The following is a 16319-nucleotide window of genomic DNA, read 5'->3' on the forward strand; positions in this document are numbered from 1 at the left end:
TGCTGCTGGCCTTGCGTCAGTGGACTGATGGACTACTGTCCGGGTGCCTTCTGCTGGGGGGCCGGGACCGATCCCCCATTGAGTTCAACCGGCGGTGTTGCTGCCGGAGAAGCAGGTGTTGCTGCCGGAGTCGTCGGTGTTGCCGCCGGCGCCGCCGGAGTCACCGGCTTCAAGTTTTCCAACGGATCCTTGGTAGTCACCGACGGAACGACGTCCAGCATGCCCGCCACGGCAGGAGGGGCAAGCTGCGCCCCGGGATTGTCTCCCTTAACTGCAGGCGTCGCCTTTCCGGTGACAGTCATCGTATTCAGATCGATCTGTCCCTTGACAGTGGAAGGGACCATTCCCAATTCTGCAGCCTTCGCTGCCAGATTCTGGGGAGCCTCGAAGTTCTGCTTCCGCTGTGTCAGGTCCTGGTTTTCCTTGTTCAAGGTGGCTGCCTCGGCCTTGAGCTGCACCAACTGGTACTGGGCAGTGGAAACTGAGATGTTCAAGACGAGCACCGTCAGCAGCGCCGCGGCCATGGCCACGAAGCAGAGCACCACAAAGGGCGTCCGTCGTTTGCCCGGCGCGCTGCGCACTAGTGAAAGCGGGGTGCGGGCCTTGCGGCCGGCGTCGGGCTTGCCTGCGGGAGCGGGCAGCGCGCGGGCTGTATTGCCCACCATGGAGGGCAGTGTCTTCGCTACGGCGTTGCTCATGCGTCTCTCCTTGGTTTGATGCGCTCCACGGCCCTCAATCGGGCGGACGCCGCGCGGGGGTTTTCAGCGATTTCTGCTGCCGTAGGCACTTCCGTGCCTTTGGTGATGGTCTTCAGTTCGGGTTTATGTTCTTCAAGTTCCACGGGGAAACCGAGCGGGGCCGAGGATTTGGAGCCGGCCTGGAAGACTGACTTCACGATCTTGTCCTCCAACGAGTGATAGGACATCACCACGATCCGGCCTCCCATGGCCGTCGCGGCAACGGCTGCAGGGACTGCGCGTTCCAGGACGTCGAGTTCCTCATTGACCTCAATCCGCAATGCCTGGAAGGTGCGCTTGGCAGGATGCCCACCGCTCTTCGCGGCTGCTGCAGGGACCACGCTGCGGATCTGCTCCACAAGTTCGCCTGTGGTAGCGAACGGTTTGTCGGCCCGGGCGTTGACGATCCTGTTGGCGATGCGTCCAGCGAACTTTTCTTCGCCCCATTTACGGATGATGCGAACCAGTTCGTCTTCACTGTAGTTATTGACCACATCGGCGGCGGTCTGGCCTCGGCTGGTGTCCATCCGCATATCCAGAGGGGCGTCGTAGGAGTACGCGAACCCACGTTCGCGCTCGTCCAACTGAAGGGACGACACGCCAAGATCCATCAGGATGCCATGGACCTCGGGAATGCCAAGGTCCGCCAGTACGTCGTCAATTTCGTCGTAGACGGCATGAACCAGGTCCGTCCGGTTCGAAAACGGCTCCAGCCGGGCACCAGCCAAGGCAAGGGCTTCCTCATCACGGTCGATGCCGACGAGGTGCAAGTCCGGAAACCGCTGCAACATCGCTTCGGAGTGCCCTCCCATGCCAAGGGTTGCGTCGATGGCCACAGGTGTCTGGCCACGCTTCGCGGCAGCCTCAAATCCGGGAGCCAGCAGATTGATGCAGCGGTCTTTGAGGACGGGTACGTGGCGCTCCGATGTGGGCTTTGCCGCGTCCTGCTCTTCCACGCTGCCTCCTCTTTCTTCAATCGCTTGCCTGCTGTTTCTTGAATCGGATCCCCATCCGCGCCTATCGTCCCGCCGGCCTGGCTCAGGGGAAGTTGAGCCAGGAAGACTGTTCGATGGGCGGCTGGAGATCCCATTCAAGAAGCGGTACTGCTGCTTCCTCCGACCGGTTAGATGAACCCGGGCAGATTGTCGTCGTCGGTTTCCGAGAAGGCTGATTCCTTCTCGTTGAGGTATTCATTCCAAGCTTCGGCGTCCCAGATCTCAGCCCTGGTACCGGCACCAATAACTGCCAGTTCCCGGTCGAGTCCCGCATACGCCCGGAGCGCCGACGGAATCGTCACGCGCCCCTGCTTGTCAGGCACCTCGTCAGAGGCTCCGGACAGGAAAACCCGAATGTAGTCTCGAGCCTGCTTGGAGGACAGTGGTGCCTCCCGCATGGATTCGTGAATGCGTTCGAATTCTTTCTGGCTGAAGACGTAGATGCAGCGTTCCTGGCCTCTTGTGAGAACCAACCCTTCGGCCAGTTCCTCACGGAACTTGGCGGGGAGAATGATCCGGCCCTTTTCATCGAGACGCGGCGAGTGAGTGCCCAGAAACACTGGCCCCACCGCCCCTCAGTCAAGGTGCCCGTTCATGCCCAACTCTGCCACTACCCTCTTATGCCCTCCACTTTACTCCACAATGCCCCACAGTCAACGCGACACAGGGTGTTTCTCCACCACTTTGAGATTTGCGAGTCCCGAATTGGCGCGGGTTTAGGGGCCATGGCCGGAAGTGGAGGGCAAACGGCATCAGCTACCGTTCGCACAGGCTTGCAGCAGGAAGTCCGGCTGCCGACAGCCGATCCGGGCCGGAAATCGGATCCAGGTGGTGCAAAGTGGAGAAAAGGGAGGGGCGTGGAGGAAAGGGCCGTAGCGGAGGGCTCTCACGAATGCCTCGCGTCCCGCTTAAACGCGAAAAGACCCGCAATGCGGGTCTTCCGTTATCCCTTCCCGGGAATCAGGGGCGCGTCTGAAGCAATGACGCCAGCCGACAGCGAAGCGGTGCCGGTCAGGAGTCGTCGCGCCGCCGTTCGTCCCAGCGTTCTTCCAGGCTGCTCATAAACGAACTCTTGGGCTTGCCCTTTCCCGGCTTGCCCTTGCTGGCCTTGCTGGCCTTGCCAAAGGCTGCACCACGCAACGTGGCGAAGTAGACGCCAGCACCCATGACGACGAAGCCGAGGACACCCACGGGTATCGCCTGCATCGAAACCCCTACAAGCAGTAGGAGGATGCCGGCAATGGCGCCCAGGACGCCGATTATCACATGCCGGGTGGACCAACTGCGGATGGGATCCGAACCCATGGTGTTGGCGAACTTCGGATCGTCCTCATGAAGTTGCTTTTCAAGTTGCTCAAGCAGCTTCTGTTCATGCTCCGAGAGGGGCATCACGACCTCCTTTAGTCAGCCAGCGTCTGGACATAACGCGTCCTGTGCCTCTGTTACCAAAACGATCGGACGAAGAAAATCGTTCCCAAAATTCCCTCTTGGTTCAGCGGGCATCTTAGGGCCGACTGTTCAGGAAACAGTTTGTCCAGACGATCTAAATCTCTGTAATAAATAGGATAGTTTGTCGGACGCCGTTCTGAAAGACGCCCAGAGCCTTGCGGGACCAACCTCACATGCCTTAAGGGCCTGCTGGAGGCTTGCCCGGTTCCAAAAGCCGGGCCGGAAGCAACGTTTTGGACCCGAAGCGTTCGGAAACCCGGTCCAATGCCTGCTCCGCGGCCCGCCAGTTATCGTCCCGGCGATCCAGGCTCAGCTGCAGGGAGGTCTGGCCGGCAGGCTCCAGTTGCTCCGCCCGCACTCCCACGAGGCGGACGCTCATGGACCGGGCGCCCAGAGACTCCAGTAACTGCACGGCCACTTGGTAGATCATCTGCGCACTGTCTACCGGAGAATGGACGGTCCGGCTTCGCGTGACGGTGGAAAAATCCGAGTATCTCAATTTCAACGCCACCGTCCTGGCCAGCATGCCCGAACTGCGCAGGCGGCCGGCCGTTCTGTGCGATAAGCGCAGCAACTCCCTGTGCAGCAGGGCATCATCCCCGGTGTCGACTGAGAATGTCTCCTCCGCTCCGATGCTTTTTTCAAGCCTGGTGGGAGTCACGGGACGCGGATCGACCCCCATGGACAGTCGATGGACATGCTCTCCGCTGGCGCCGAGGACTTTTTTCAAGGAAGCCAAGGGCGTAGCCGCCACATCCGCCACGGTTCGAATGCCAAGACGCGCCAGAACTTCCGCGGTCTTCCCGCCGACTCCCCATAGTGCGTTGACAGGCAGACTGTGAAGATAGGGGACGGAGTCTTCGGCATCGATCTGCAGGATGCCATCTGGCTTGCACCGGGTGGATGCGATCTTTGCCACAAACTTGGTGCTTGCGATTCCTACTGATGCCGTGATGCCAAGTTCGGATTGGACCCTACGGCGGATGAGGTGGCCAATGTCCAGCGGTGAGCCGAGCCGGCGAATCGCACCACCCACATCCAAAAAGGCTTCGTCCACGCTGAGCGGCTCCACCAGGTCCGTAATGGAGGCGAAGACTTCCATCAGTTGGGCGGAGACCTGGTAATACAGCGTGTGCCGGGGTTCGATGATCACCGCTGCAGGGCAGCGCCTCATGGCAATGGACATGGGCATGGCGGACTTCACGCCGGTGGCCCGGGCCTCGTAGGAAGCTGAAAGCACCACCGACCGTTCCGCCGGGAAGCCGACTATCACCGGTTTTCCCCGAAGGTCCGGACGACTGCGGAGTTCAACGGAGACGAAGAAGGCATCCATGTCTACGTGAAGTATGCTGGTTCGCCTCAGTTCCCGCAGGGCGTCTCCAGCACTGCGGGCGGGCTCGTGGCTGGCCCTTTGGGCGCTGCCGAATGCTTCCTGCCTCACATCGGCAATACTATGCCCGGCCACTGACTAAACTGGAGGCACAGTCAGGCTCAGCCCCCGGAAGGATACCCTGTGAAGCTCTTTGGAACTCCTCGATCGCGAGGGTTTGCCCTGCTCGCAGTAAGTGTCGCCGTGGCAGCCTCGGCCTGCACGCCCTCACCCGGAAGTTCGCAGGCTCCCTCACCCACGGATGCTTCCACGGCCTCGGCAACGTCAACCCCGGCCGCATCCAACTCCACGGCCTCGCCCGAATCAACGGCATCGACTGAGTCGGCCACGCCGGCGCCAGGGGCTACGTCCACGGTGAACGCACTGGTTCCGGGCTTCCCTGAGCAGCTGATTCCGGTCATGCCCAAGACATCGGTCCGCTCCAGCAGCTTCGACAAGAGCGCGTCCCTGGCAACTGTGGCGCTGGTGGGGACCATCAAAGCCCCGCCGGAGGGTGTTGTGGACTACTACAAGACCTCGTTGGAGGCGCAGGGCTTCAAACTTGTCCCCGGCCCGGAAGCTGTAGGCAACGTCACTTCCCTGGACTTCATTCGGGGCGACGGCGAGACCGTCAACGTGTCCATTCGGCAGAAGGAAGGCGTCTCGACCTTCACCATCGGCGCCAATGTGGCGTCCGGGTCCATCAAGTGACGGCTTTCGCCCAGGTGACGGCCGAGCAGACGCACTTCATTGACGGCGTTGCCGGCAAATTGAGGGGCTTCCTGTCGGAGCAAGAGGACCTTATGGCAACGGTGTCCCCGGACGTCGCGCCGCTCATCGGATCAATATCCAGTCTGGTCACCGGCGGCAAACGCCTCCGGGCGCTGATGTGCTATTGGGGCTGGAGAGGCGCCGGCGGCCGCGCCGAGGACCCCGACATTGTCACTGCCGGGTGTGCGCTCGAACTTTTTCAGGCAGCAGCGCTGATCCATGACGACATCATTGACCGCTCCGATACCCGTCGAGGTGGCCCCAGCGTGCACAAGCGCTTCGGCCAACTCCACGAGATGAACGGCTGGGCTCTTGACAGTGGCAGGTTCGGGGACGCTGCGGCCATCCTGACCGGTGACCTTTGTTTGTCCTTCAGCGAGGAGTCCTTTACCGAGATAGGTCCACGGGCTGCATCGGGAAGCCCTGCCCGCCGCATCTTCAACGTAATGAGGGCGGAGGTCATGGCAGGTCAATACCTGGACATCCTTGAAGAGGTAGCGGGCCCCGTTCGCGACCGTGCCGGCTCTGTGGACCGCGCAAAATCGATCATCAGGTACAAATCAGCGAAGTACTCCACTGAGCATCCGCTGGCCTTGGGTGGAGCTCTTGCTGGAGCGCCGGACAGGCTTTTGGAGAGTTACTCGCAGTTCTCGTTGCCCCTCGGCGAGGCGTTCCAAATGCGGGACGACGTGCTTGGCGTTTTCGGCGATCCCGAAACCACCGGCAAGCCGGCAGGCGATGATCTGCGTGAAGGCAAACGCACGGTTCTGGTTGGCTTTGCCATCAACCAGGCAACTGCAAGCGAGGCAGATTACCTGGACCGAATGCTGGGCAATCCCGATCTCGGCGAAGCCGAGGTGGCCGAAATCCGCCGCATCATTGTGCAATGCGGTGCCTTGGATGCCACGGAATCCCTGATCGCGGCGCTGAGCAACCAGGCCTTCGAGGCCTTGGAGCGCTTGCCGCTCGAGGAGGTCCCGCTGAAGGCACTGAGCCAGCTCGCCGAAGCCGCCGTTAGCCGCGCAGCCTGACGAAAGTGATACCGCCGGCCCGGACCGGCGCGAGCAGGACATAAGGAGACGACGGCGGTGGGAACCGCCGTCGTCATCGTTTTAATTCAGTTCTTGATACACATCTGCGGCAGGAAGGCGCTGCTACCAGGCCAAAGACTGGGCGCGGCGCCTGATCTCTGTCTTCCGCCCCTCGCGCAGGGCATCAATGGGACGTCCCCGCAGTGATTCGTCGGGCGTGAAAAGCCAGATGATCAACTCTTCGTCGTTGTAACCAGCGTCGCTGAGAACCGCAATGGTTCCCTTCAAGCTGTCCACAACATGCCCATCCTGGATAAACAGGGCGGGGATTGAGCGGATATTCCGTTCTCCCCGCCTGATGGCTACCAGCGCACGCTCATCCAAAAGTCCGTGGACTTTGGTGATGGAAACTTCCAGCAGCTCGGCGACATCCGGCAGCGGGAGCCAGTCGGAAACAAGGCTTTCTACATTACTCACGAATCAAGGTTGCCACGCCGCCCCACCCGGCGCCTAGCCGGAGTCCGACGGCGGCCCTTGGAGTCCGTCGTTAAGCCGCTGTTTTCATTGCCAACAATTTGATTCAAAGAATCCCGAACGGCAGGAATTGTTGTGCCGATTCATTAAGTGTGAGAGATTCACACTGATCACACTTGCACCATTGATAACATCAGTAACATTGGCAACACTGACAACAGCGCGAACAATCAACCCCGCTGTTGAGATGAGGACACTTTTCATGACGACGCCCCGCTCGCCGAAACGAACCATGAGCATGCCGGTCATCGCGGCAACCACGGCTGCGCTTCCCGCCGTGGTTTTGTCCTCGCTTGCCCTGGCTCAGCCGTCCATGGCTTCACCGGCACCGCAACCCCGCAAAGTCCCCGCCACGCTCGCTGCGGCCATGAAAGCCCAGGCCGTCAAGACGGGAACCGTCATTCCCGCACAGGCCGTTGCTGCCACCTTGCCCTCCGCCTTGCGCCCTATGGCCCCCTCGGTTCCGGACACGTACACGATTGTCCGCGGCGATACCATCAGCGCCATCGCCCGCCGCTTCAACCTTGATACCAATGCGGTGCTCCAGCTGAACAAGCTCTCTGCCACCACCCTGATCTACCCGGGGCAGAGCATTAAACTCACAGGCACAGCGACGGCCACACCCACACCCACGCAGCCGTCCGCTCCGGCAGCCCCAAGCGCCCCCAGCAACGCAATGGTTTACACGGTTGTATCCGGCGACACCCTTGGCGCCATTGCAGCCAAGCACGGCGTGCCGCTGTCCAGCATCTTCAGCTGGAACAACCTCAACGGGAGCTCCATCATTTATCCGGGGCAGAAGATCAAGGTCAGCGGTGGATCCGCGCCCTCGACCCCCGCTACCCCGGCTCCAGCACCCGCACCCGCTCCGTTGGCCGCCACGGGCTCGTACACCATCAAGGCCGGTGACACCCTCAGTTCCATCGCTTCGCGACACGGGGTTTCCCTCAGTGCGCTGATGACAGCCAACAATGTCACGGCAACAACCGTCATCTACCCGGGCCAGAAGCTGACCATTCCCGGCGCCAGCCTGCAGCCTGCCGGCGACACCAAGCCTCTGGTGCCCAGCACGTTCCTGGGCTTCACCTACCCGCCCGCAGTTGTCAGCTCCGCCAACGAGAACAAGGCCTTGCTCAACGCTTCTCCGGTGCCAAGCCGCGCTGAAATGAAAAGCATTGTGGCCGACACCGCACGGCGCATGGGGGTCAGCCCGTCCTTGGCTCTGGCATTCGCCGAACAGGAATCCGGCTTTGACCAGCGGGCCGTTTCCCCCGCCAATGCCATCGGCACCATGCAAGTCATCCCGTCGTCCGGCCAGTGGGCCTCGGACCTGGTGGGCCGCAAGCTCAACCTTCTGGACCCTTACGACAACGCCACCGCGGGTGTGGCAATCATCCGCGCCCTCATTGCCACGAGCAAGGACCTGGACACCGCGATTGCCGGTTACTACCAGGGACAGTACTCCGTGAGCAAGTACGGCATGTACGACGACACCAAGCGTTACGTCGAATCGATCAAGGCCCGCCAGCGCACCTTCGGCTAGGTCTCGACAGCACCTCGGAGGGGGCTCGGATCCGATCTGGATTCGGGCCCCTTCCCTGCCTCGTTTAGGATCGTATGGTGCAAGAACCAACGCAGGACCACCTCATTGGGACCATTGTGGACGGGCGCTACCTGGTCCGCTCCCGCCTCGCGAGGGGTGGAATGTCCACTGTTTATCTGGCCACGGACCAGCGCCTGGAGCGCGACGTGGCCCTCAAAGTCCTGCACCCGCACCTGGCAAACGATCCCACGTTCCTGGAACGCCTGAGCCGCGAAGCCAAAGCCGCCGCAAGCCTGTCCCACCCGCATATTGTCGGGGTTCTGGACCAAGGCGAAGACGGCCACATCGCCTACCTGGTCATGGAGTACGTCAAGGGCCACACGTTGCGCGACACCCTCACCGAACAAGGTGCCCTGCCGCCCCGGCTGGCATTGGCACTCATAGATCCTGTCATCGAAGGCCTTGCTGCAGCGCATGGCTCCGGGTTGATCCACCGCGACATCAAGCCGGAGAATGTCCTCATTGCTGACGACGGCCGCATCAAAGTAGGCGACTTCGGCTTGGCCAGGGCTGTCTCGGCCAACACCAGCACCGGGGCCTTGATTGGAACTGTGGCTTACCTTGCGCCGGAGCTGGTGCTGGGCCAACCTGCAGATGCCCGCAGCGATATCTACTCGGCCGGCATCATGCTTTACGAAATGTTGACGGGCAAGCAGCCCTACGCCGGCGACTCCCCCATCCAGGTGGCATACCAGCACGTCAATGCAGCGGTCGGACGCCCCTCGGACGAAGCGCCCGGACTGGCCGAAGACCTGGATGAATTGGTCCAGTGGTGCACGGCAGCAGACGCCGAGAACAGGCCAGTGGACGGAACTGCCTTGCTGGCCGAACTCCGACACATCCGCACCACCCTGACGGACGAGCAGCTGGACCACCGTCAAGGCCCTGCGCCGGTCTCTCCCGCGGTCATGTCCCCAACCACACCCATGGCCAGCACGGCAGGCAACGCCACAGAGGCGCTGTCAACGACGGTGTCGCCCACCGAGTTCATCTCCCACCAAAGCAACCCCACCACCATCATGGCGGCCGGTTCTGCAGCCCTTCAGCAGTCGAAGACAGCTACGACGGGTCCGGATGCCGATCAGGACCAGCGGCAGCCCGGTAAACGGGAACTGAAGCGCCTCGAACGGCAACAGACCAAAGACCGTGCACGCGCTGCAGCGACTCCGGTTCGCCCGCTCAGGGAGGGCAATCCCCGCCGCCGTGGCGTAATCTGGACCATCGTGATCATAGTCCTGGCAATGCTCGCGGCCTCCGCGGGTTGGTTCTTCGGCATGGGGCCCGGATCGCCAGGTACCGTACCCGACGTCAAGAACAAGACGGTTGCGGAGGCTCAACAACTCCTCCGCACTGCCGGATTCCAGTCGGAGCCCCGCGACGTCTTCGACGACGACATCCTGGCCGGACTCGCCGTCGGAACCGAACCGGCGTCCGGCGCCGAAGTACGAAAGTTCCAGCCCATCACTGTCTTCGTCTCCAAGGGGGCCCAGCTTTTCGCGCTGCCCGGGCTGACCGGTGGCACCCTGGCTGAGGCCAAAACGGCCCTTAATGCCGCAGAAATGGCGCTTGGCAACGTTACGGAGGCTTTCGACGAAAAGGTACCCGCCGGCGTCGTGATTTCCCAGGACCCTGCCAAGGGCACCGAGGTGCGGCACGGCACGCCTGTAGCCTTGGCGGTTTCAAAGGGTCCGCAGCCAATCCCTGTTCCCGACGTCCGTGGCATGTCCCAGGACGCTGCCGCCAAAGCCCTCCAGGACGTTGGGCTGAAAGCCGTGATCGCTCCGGAGACCGTCAACGATAAGACAGTCCCCAAGGGCGCCATCGTCTCCCAGGCCCCGCCCAACGGCACGCTCATCAAGGGCGAGTCCGTGACCCTGACCGTCTCCAAGGGACCCAAGATGGTCAAGGTTCCCAGCTTCATTGGCAAGCAAGCCAAGGAGGCAAGGCAGCAACTGGAAGCGCTGGGGTTCGAAGTAAAAGTAAACGAGATCCTGGGAGGTTTCTTCGGTACGGTCCGGGACCAGAATCCGGTGGACAAGGACGTGCCTGAGGGATCTGTAGTGACGCTGACGGTCGTTTAGCACTTCACAAGCAACGACGAAGGCGCGGCCCGGGAATCCGGACCGCGCCTTTGTTGTGTCTCTAGCGCTTGGAGAGGGCTCCGGCCACCAGGAACGCCATTTCAAGGGACTGCATGTGGTTCAGGCGGGGATCGCACACTGACTCGTAGCGGTCCAGGAAGGCGTCCTGGTCGATCGGATCGGCGCCGCCGAGGCACTCAGCGACGTCGTCACCGGTCATCTCGACGTGGAGGCCGCCAGGGACGGTACCCAGCGAGTGGTGGACCTCGAAGAAGCCACGGACCTCATCAATGACGTCGTCGAAGTTCCGGGTCTTGTAGCCGTTCGGCGACGTGACGGTGTTCCCGTGCATGGGATCAGTCACCCACAGCACCTGTGCGCCCGAGGCCGTGACGCGCTCGACGACGGCCGGCAACTTTTCGCGGATGTTCTTGGCACCCATGCGGGTGATGAACGTCAGCCGGCCCGGTTCCCGGTTGGGATCCAGTTTGTCGATCAGTCGCAGGGCGTCATCGCCGCTGGTTGTGGGCCCGAGCTTGACGCCGATCGGGTTCCGCACGCGGGACAGGAAGTCCACGTGAGCGTGGTCCAGTTCACGGGTCCGCTCGCCGATCCACAGGAAATGCGAGGAAGTGTCGTAAGGCAGCCCGGTGCGTGAATCGATGCGTGTGAGGGCGCGTTCGTAGTCGAGCAGCAGTGCCTCGTGGCTGGCGAAGAATTCAACCCGCTTGAGGGCCTCGAAGTCGGCGCCGCATGACTCCATGAAACTGATGGCACGGTCAATGTCGCGTGCCAGCGATTCGTAGCGCGCGTGCGCCGGGTTCTCCGTGAAGCCCTTGTTCCACTGGTGAACGAGGCGAAGATCGGCAAAGCCGCCCTGGGTGAAGGCCCGGATAAGGTTCAGCGTGGAAGCGGACGTGTGGTAAGCCTGCAGCATCCGGCCGGCGTCATGCGCGCGGGACTCGGGAGTGAAGTCGTAACCATTGACGATGTCGCCGCGGTAAGCGGGAAGCGTCACGCCGTCGCGGGTCTCATCATTGGACGATCGGGGCTTGGCGAACTGTCCGGCCATGCGCCCCATCTTGATGACCGGCATAGCCGCACCGTAGGTAAGCACCACTGCCATCTGCAGGATGGTCTTCACGCGGGCGCTGATCTTGTCCGCGGTGGCGGCCTCAAAGGTTTCGGCGCAGTCGCCACCCTGCAGCAGGAAGGCTTTACCTTGGGCCGCAGCAGCAAGCCGCTCACGAAGAACGTCCACTTCCCCGGCGAAAACCAGGGGCGGCACCACGGAAAGCTCCTTGACGGAAGCCTTGAAGACGTCGGCGTCCGACCACGTGGGCTGCTGGGAAATCGGCAGGTCCCGCCAGGCATCGAGCCCGGGATAGTTCGCTGCCCCGCTCTGGGCGGTGCTGGCGAGGGGATCTGCTACGGAGGATGCGGTGTTCGCGGTTAGCTCAGTCACCCTTCAAGAGTAGTAGCCTCAGGCAGGGTTACGGGACTGGCAGCGTAACTGATGCTGCCGTTGGCGTCACAGTTTCCGTGGTGATTCGTCGCCGTCGCTCCTGGGCTCATCCCTGTCGTCCGCGATGTCTTCGGTGGCGTCCTCGGCGACTTCGAGTTTGTGGACAGGTTCCGGGCCTTTACCGGCCAGTTGGGCCTTGACCACGGCGGCGTATTCATCGACATATTCCTGGCCGGAGAGGCGCATCAGTTCATACATGATTTCATCCGTCACGGCCCGCTGGATCAGTCGGTCATCCTCCATGCCGTAGTAGCGGCTGAAGTCCAGTGGTTGTCCGAAAATGATGCCGACCCGACGGATGCTCGGCAGCCGTTTGCCGATGGGCTGGACCTTCTCGGTCCCGATCATGGCCACGGGCACTACGGGCACACGTGTTTGCAGGGCCAGCCTGGCGACTCCCACTTTGCCGCGGTAGAGCCTGGCATCCGGACTGCGGGTACCTTCCGGATAGATTCCCAGCAGGCCCCCGGCAGTCAGGACGTCCTTGCCTGCCTGCAGTGACATCTCCGACGCGGCCCCTCCGGAACGGTCCATGGGGAGTTGGTTGCTCAGCCTGAAGAACAGTGCTGTCAGCCGCCCCTTGAGTCCCTTTCCAGTGAAGTACTCGGACTTGGCCAGGAAGATCACCGGCCGGTGCACCATGAGGGGTAGGAAGATGGAGTCCGAAAAGGACAAGTGGTTGGACGCCAGGATTGCAGCGCCACTTTCAGGAACGTTGTCCAAACCCTTGACCCAGGGCCGGAACAGGAGTTTGAGGATGGGACCCAGAAAGATCCTCTTCATGACCCAATAGAACACGCTTGTCCTCTCACGGCCGACGGCTGACGTGCGTCCGGCAACCCGGCCGGCATTCAACAGCAACCCTACTCCAGTGAGAAATGTCCGGAAGAGTGACACGATGGGACACATGACGGAACGCCCTTCACCTGCTGCGCCGCTCGCATTCCACCATCCCGGGCATGGACCCAATGCCTCCACGGGCGTGGCGATCTGCCATGGGTTCACTGGCAGCCCGCTGAGTATGCTCCCTTGGGCCGAGTACTTGGCCGCCCAGGGATTTGCTGTTTCCGTACCTCTCCTCCCCGGCCACGGCACCAGTTGGCAGGATCTTGCAACGACGCGTTGGCAGGACTGGTACAGGACCTTCGAGCGGAGCTACCTGGACCTGGCCGCCCGGACTGAGAGCTGTTTTGTCGCAGGACTGTCCATGGGAGGTGCGCTGGCCCTTCGGGTAGCCTCACTGCACGATGTTCCCGGGCTGGTTCTGGTCAACCCGGGCCTTAGTTTCTATGACCGAAGGGTGAAGTATGTGGGCGCCCTCAAGTACGTCATGCGCACCACCACACCCATAGTGGAGGACACACCAGCCCCGGCCACCGCTGAGACCGGCGACTATTCCAAGACGCCCCTGAAATCGGTGCATGAACTGAAGAAGCTCTTCCGCTCGGCGACCCGTGGATTGCCCCGGGTGGAGGCTCCGGCTTTGGTGTTCAAGTCGTCAGTGGACGGTGTCATACCGCCAAGCTCCGTGGCAACCATCAGCAGGCACATCGCATCGTCCCGTTTGAAAGTCGTCACGCTTCCCCACAGCGGCCACGTTGCCACGCTTGATGTTGACGCCCCCACCATTTTTGAACAATCAGCAGAGTTTTTCCGTCAGCACGCCAGCGACAGAGTAGCCTCAGAGTCATCATGAACATGCTTCCGGATTTCTCACCGTTCCACAGCAGCTGGAACGGAATCGGACCGCGCATTGGCGTCGTCATGTCCCACGGGTTTACGGGAAGCCCCCACAGCGTCAGGCCGTGGGCCGAGCACCTGGCAGCGGCTGGATATGCAGTCAGGCTGCCCTTGCTGCCAGGCCACGGTACCACCTGGCAGGACATGGCCACCCGTTCGTGGCGGGAATGGCACAGAGCAGTGGATGACGCCTACCTTGAGCTGGCCGCCGAGTGCGACTACGTCTTCACCACGGGCCTGTCCATGGGAGGCACGCTGGCGTTGCGGATCGCAGCTACGCGTCCTGTGGCCGGCACTATCGTCGTCAACCCAGGGCTGGTCCTTGATGATCCGCGCGCCGTCATCGTCGCAGCGCTCAAGTATGTGGTCAAAACAACTCCGGCGATTGCCAACGACATCCTCAAGCCGGACCAGGATGAGGGCGCCTACGCCCGCACACCTGTAGCGGCAGCACACGAACTGAAAAAGATGTACAAGGACACTGCGGCGATCCTTCCGCGCATCAGCTCGCCCGTCCGCGTGTATAAGTCCACAGTGGACAATGTCATCTCGAATGCGAGCCTGGAGTTCCTGCGTTCCCGGGTGAGTGCACCCGTGGACATCAGCTACCTGCGCAACAGCTATCATGTGGCCACGCTCGACAACGACGCCCCGGAGATCTTCGCGGGCACCGTGGAATTCATCCAAAAGACCGTTGCAGCCCTGGCCGGACACGGGCCTTCCTCCGAAAAGGACACAGCCCATGAACAGGCCTGATCCCAATTCTGCCGATCAAAGCGCCAATAAGGACGACGACGCCGTGTGGCTGGACCTCGTGGCCCGGCTGGAAGCTACGCAGTCCTCCACGGCGGAGGAACCGCCGTCGTCCGATCAAACGGAGCCAACGCCCGGCGAGGCCGGGCCGGCCCCGCGTGAATCCAGCAAGACCTTCCGGGATTTTGATCCCCTGGGATTGTCCATGCCACCCGCCGAAGCGGCGCCTGAAGCGGCAGCAGTTCCTGCCACTGCTGAAGCCGCGGGACGCCCTCTGGGACCACGTGACTTCGAGGTCGAGGACGACGACGCATTCGTTCCCGAGGAACCCCCAAGCCTTGCCGGTACCGAACCACTGACCATGCTGGCCTGGGTTGGCGCAGTCGGAGGACCCGTTGCGTTGCTCTTCACGGCGATGTTCTGGCGGTCAGCGCCCCTCGCTGCGATACTCGGAATTGTTGCCGCCTTCGTGGCGTCCGTGGTGTTCCTCATCATGCGGCTTCCGCAGGAAAAGAATGAGGACGACGACGGCGCCCGCATCTAAGTGCCGACGCCCATCTCAGTGGCAACAACCTAGCTGTGCGCACGGCCGCTGACTCGTGAAAGGTCAGCAGCACCAATCATGCCGGCACTCGGGCCAAGGGCGGCGAGTTCCAGCCGTGCCATCGGCCTGAACCCTCTGCCTGTAAGGTTTTTCGCGAACGACTCCCGGGCCGGTCCAGCCAACAACTCCCCTGCATCGCACAGTCCCCCGCCGATCACGAACATCCCCGGGTCCAGGGCCGCGGCGAGATTGGCCAATCCCAACCCCAACCATTCGCCTTGGTCCGCCAGGAGTTCCCGCGATGTGGCATCGCCTTCAAGGGCCAGCGCTGTCACAGCAGCCCCGGTGAGGTTGTCTGCGGTCCCGCCGGCCTTTGCCAGCAGGGCGCGGCCCTCAGGAGAGTTTGTCCGAACGAGTTGGCGGGCCTCACGCCCCAGGGCGTTGCCGGAGGCGTACTGTTCCCAGCACCCACGGTTTCCGCATTCACAACGGTGCCCACCGGGAAATATAATCTGGTGCCCGAACTCGCCGGCCACCCCGTAGCGTCCGCGTTCCACCCGGCCATCCATCACCATGGCACCGCCAATGCCGGTGCCCAGGGTGACGCACACCAGGCGGCTCTCACCGTGGCCGGCACCGAAGCGCCACTCTGCCCAGGCCGCGGCGTCGGCGTCGTTCGTCAAGAGAACCGGACGCCTCAGCAGCTTTTGGAGGCTCGCCCGCAGGGGTTCGTTGCGCCAGGCGAGATGCGGGCTGAACAGCACGGTGCCGCCGTCGAGGTCCATCCATCCTGCGGCGCCGATCCCTACGGAAGCCACACGGTGTTCGGCGCTGAGCTCGTCCACCAGTTCCACGATGGTCTGTTCCACAGCACGGGGGTCAGCACCGGGAGTGGACCTGCGGGCCTCAGCGAGGACCCTGCCCTCGGCATCCACCACGCCGGCGGCCACCTTGGTGCCGCCGATGTCGATGCCGATGGCCAGGCCCCGACGGCCCAGATGGCTGCGGCGGGCAGCCCACGGCACGTCCTTCCATGCCGTGGGCTGTGGCTTGGGTCTGGCACGAAATGAGGACCGTAGTGCGGGCATCCCATCATCTTATTCCGCCGTGCACAGAGGCCCCGCATGCAAGGGTCCCCGTGGCCCCGAGTTGCTTGAAATGACGGCGCATCCGTAAAGTTACTCGCC

Annotated in this window: 16 protein-coding genes; 7 read left to right on the top strand and 9 right to left on the bottom strand. The window is 62.4% G+C overall.

Translation table 11 applies throughout. The annotated features are described in order from the left end of the window. Positions 1-32: 32 nt before the first annotated feature. The 5 genes from GVL04_RS19740 to dinB all read right to left on the bottom strand — a co-directional run bounded on the left by GVL04_RS19740 (position 33) and on the right by dinB (position 4622). Positions 33-698, bottom strand: a complete 666-nt coding sequence (locus GVL04_RS19740) for a hypothetical protein (RefSeq protein WP_159707689.1) — start codon at positions 696-698, stop codon at positions 33-35. Beyond that, positions 695-1693 (bottom strand): 16S rRNA (cytosine(1402)-N(4))-methyltransferase RsmH, encoded by a 999-nt coding sequence (rsmH, locus tag GVL04_RS19745; RefSeq protein ID WP_200846909.1) that lies wholly within the window; start codon positions 1691-1693, stop codon positions 695-697. Before rsmH ends, GVL04_RS19740 begins: the two co-directional genes overlap by 4 nt. Positions 1694-1860: 167 nt before the next feature. After that, on the bottom strand, positions 1861-2292 hold the full coding sequence (gene mraZ / locus GVL04_RS19750) for a division/cell wall cluster transcriptional repressor MraZ (RefSeq protein ID WP_159707693.1): 432 nt from the start codon (positions 2290-2292) through the stop codon (positions 1861-1863). A 451-nt stretch (positions 2293-2743) separates the two neighbouring features. Continuing rightward, positions 2744-3121, bottom strand: a complete 378-nt coding sequence (locus tag GVL04_RS19755; protein WP_159707695.1) for a DUF3040 domain-containing protein — start codon at positions 3119-3121, stop codon at positions 2744-2746. Between the two features lie 238 nt (positions 3122-3359). Continuing rightward, the gene (gene dinB, locus GVL04_RS19760; protein ID WP_159707697.1) at positions 3360-4622 is read right to left on the bottom strand and encodes a DNA polymerase IV; all 1263 of its coding nucleotides are present in this window, start codon (positions 4620-4622) and stop codon (positions 3360-3362) included. 72 nt (positions 4623-4694) lie between these two features. Here dinB and GVL04_RS19765 point away from each other — a divergent pair, with 72 nt between their 5' ends. Beyond that, a complete protein-coding gene (locus GVL04_RS19765; protein WP_159707699.1) occupies positions 4695-5261 on the top strand; it encodes a hypothetical protein in 567 nt (188 codons plus the stop codon). Beyond that, complete coding sequence (locus tag GVL04_RS19770) at positions 5258-6352, top strand: polyprenyl synthetase family protein (protein WP_159707701.1); 1095 nt, start codon at positions 5258-5260, stop codon at positions 6350-6352. Before GVL04_RS19765 ends, GVL04_RS19770 begins: the two co-directional genes overlap by 4 nt. A 123-nt stretch (positions 6353-6475) precedes the next feature. Here the strand turns inward: GVL04_RS19770 and GVL04_RS19775 are convergent, their stop codons facing one another. Then, positions 6476-6829, bottom strand: a complete 354-nt coding sequence (locus GVL04_RS19775; protein ID WP_017200830.1) for an Rv2175c family DNA-binding protein — start codon at positions 6827-6829, stop codon at positions 6476-6478. A gap of 259 nt (positions 6830-7088) precedes the next feature. Here GVL04_RS19775 and GVL04_RS19780 point away from each other — a divergent pair, with 259 nt between their 5' ends. Beyond that, positions 7089-8429 carry a LysM peptidoglycan-binding domain-containing protein gene (locus GVL04_RS19780; RefSeq protein WP_159707703.1) on the top strand — a complete coding sequence of 447 codons (1341 nt, stop codon included), beginning with the start codon at positions 7089-7091 and terminating at the stop codon, positions 8427-8429. Between the two features lie 74 nt (positions 8430-8503). Continuing rightward, positions 8504-10570 (top strand): Stk1 family PASTA domain-containing Ser/Thr kinase, encoded by a 2067-nt coding sequence (gene pknB, locus GVL04_RS19785; protein ID WP_159707705.1) that lies wholly within the window; start codon positions 8504-8506, stop codon positions 10568-10570. 61 nt (positions 10571-10631) lie between these two features. Here the strand turns inward: pknB and GVL04_RS19790 are convergent, their stop codons facing one another. After that, positions 10632-12035, bottom strand: coding sequence for a class II 3-deoxy-7-phosphoheptulonate synthase (locus tag GVL04_RS19790; RefSeq protein ID WP_159707707.1), 1404 nt, complete (start codon positions 12033-12035; stop codon positions 10632-10634). A gap of 66 nt (positions 12036-12101) precedes the next feature. Then, a complete protein-coding gene (locus GVL04_RS19795; RefSeq protein ID WP_159707782.1) occupies positions 12102-12893 on the bottom strand; it encodes a 1-acyl-sn-glycerol-3-phosphate acyltransferase in 792 nt (263 codons plus the stop codon). A 109-nt stretch (positions 12894-13002) separates the two neighbouring features. Here GVL04_RS19795 and GVL04_RS19800 point away from each other — a divergent pair, with 109 nt between their 5' ends. Genes GVL04_RS19800 through GVL04_RS19810 form a run of 3 tightly spaced genes read left to right on the top strand, consistent with a single transcriptional unit; the run spans position 13003 to position 15132 of the window. Further along, positions 13003-13791, top strand: a complete 789-nt coding sequence (locus GVL04_RS19800; RefSeq protein ID WP_159707709.1) for a carboxylesterase — start codon at positions 13003-13005, stop codon at positions 13789-13791. After that, the gene (locus GVL04_RS19805) at positions 13788-14591 is read left to right on the top strand and encodes a carboxylesterase (protein WP_159707711.1); all 804 of its coding nucleotides are present in this window, start codon (positions 13788-13790) and stop codon (positions 14589-14591) included. The genes GVL04_RS19800 and GVL04_RS19805 overlap by 4 nt, the downstream gene beginning before the upstream one ends. After that, the gene (locus tag GVL04_RS19810; RefSeq protein WP_159707713.1) at positions 14578-15132 is read left to right on the top strand and encodes a hypothetical protein; all 555 of its coding nucleotides are present in this window, start codon (positions 14578-14580) and stop codon (positions 15130-15132) included. Before GVL04_RS19805 ends, GVL04_RS19810 begins: the two co-directional genes overlap by 14 nt. Positions 15133-15161: 29 nt before the next feature. On the opposite strand, the gene GVL04_RS19815 is transcribed toward GVL04_RS19810, so the two are convergent. Continuing rightward, a complete protein-coding gene (locus GVL04_RS19815) occupies positions 15162-16220 on the bottom strand; it encodes an ROK family protein (RefSeq protein ID WP_159707715.1) in 1059 nt (352 codons plus the stop codon). Positions 16221-16319 lie beyond the last annotated feature (99 nt).

Origin of the sequence: Arthrobacter sp. 18067 (assembly GCF_902706295.1) — a bacterium.
In the GTDB taxonomy this organism is placed as follows: Bacteria; Actinomycetota; Actinomycetes; order Actinomycetales; family Micrococcaceae; genus Arthrobacter.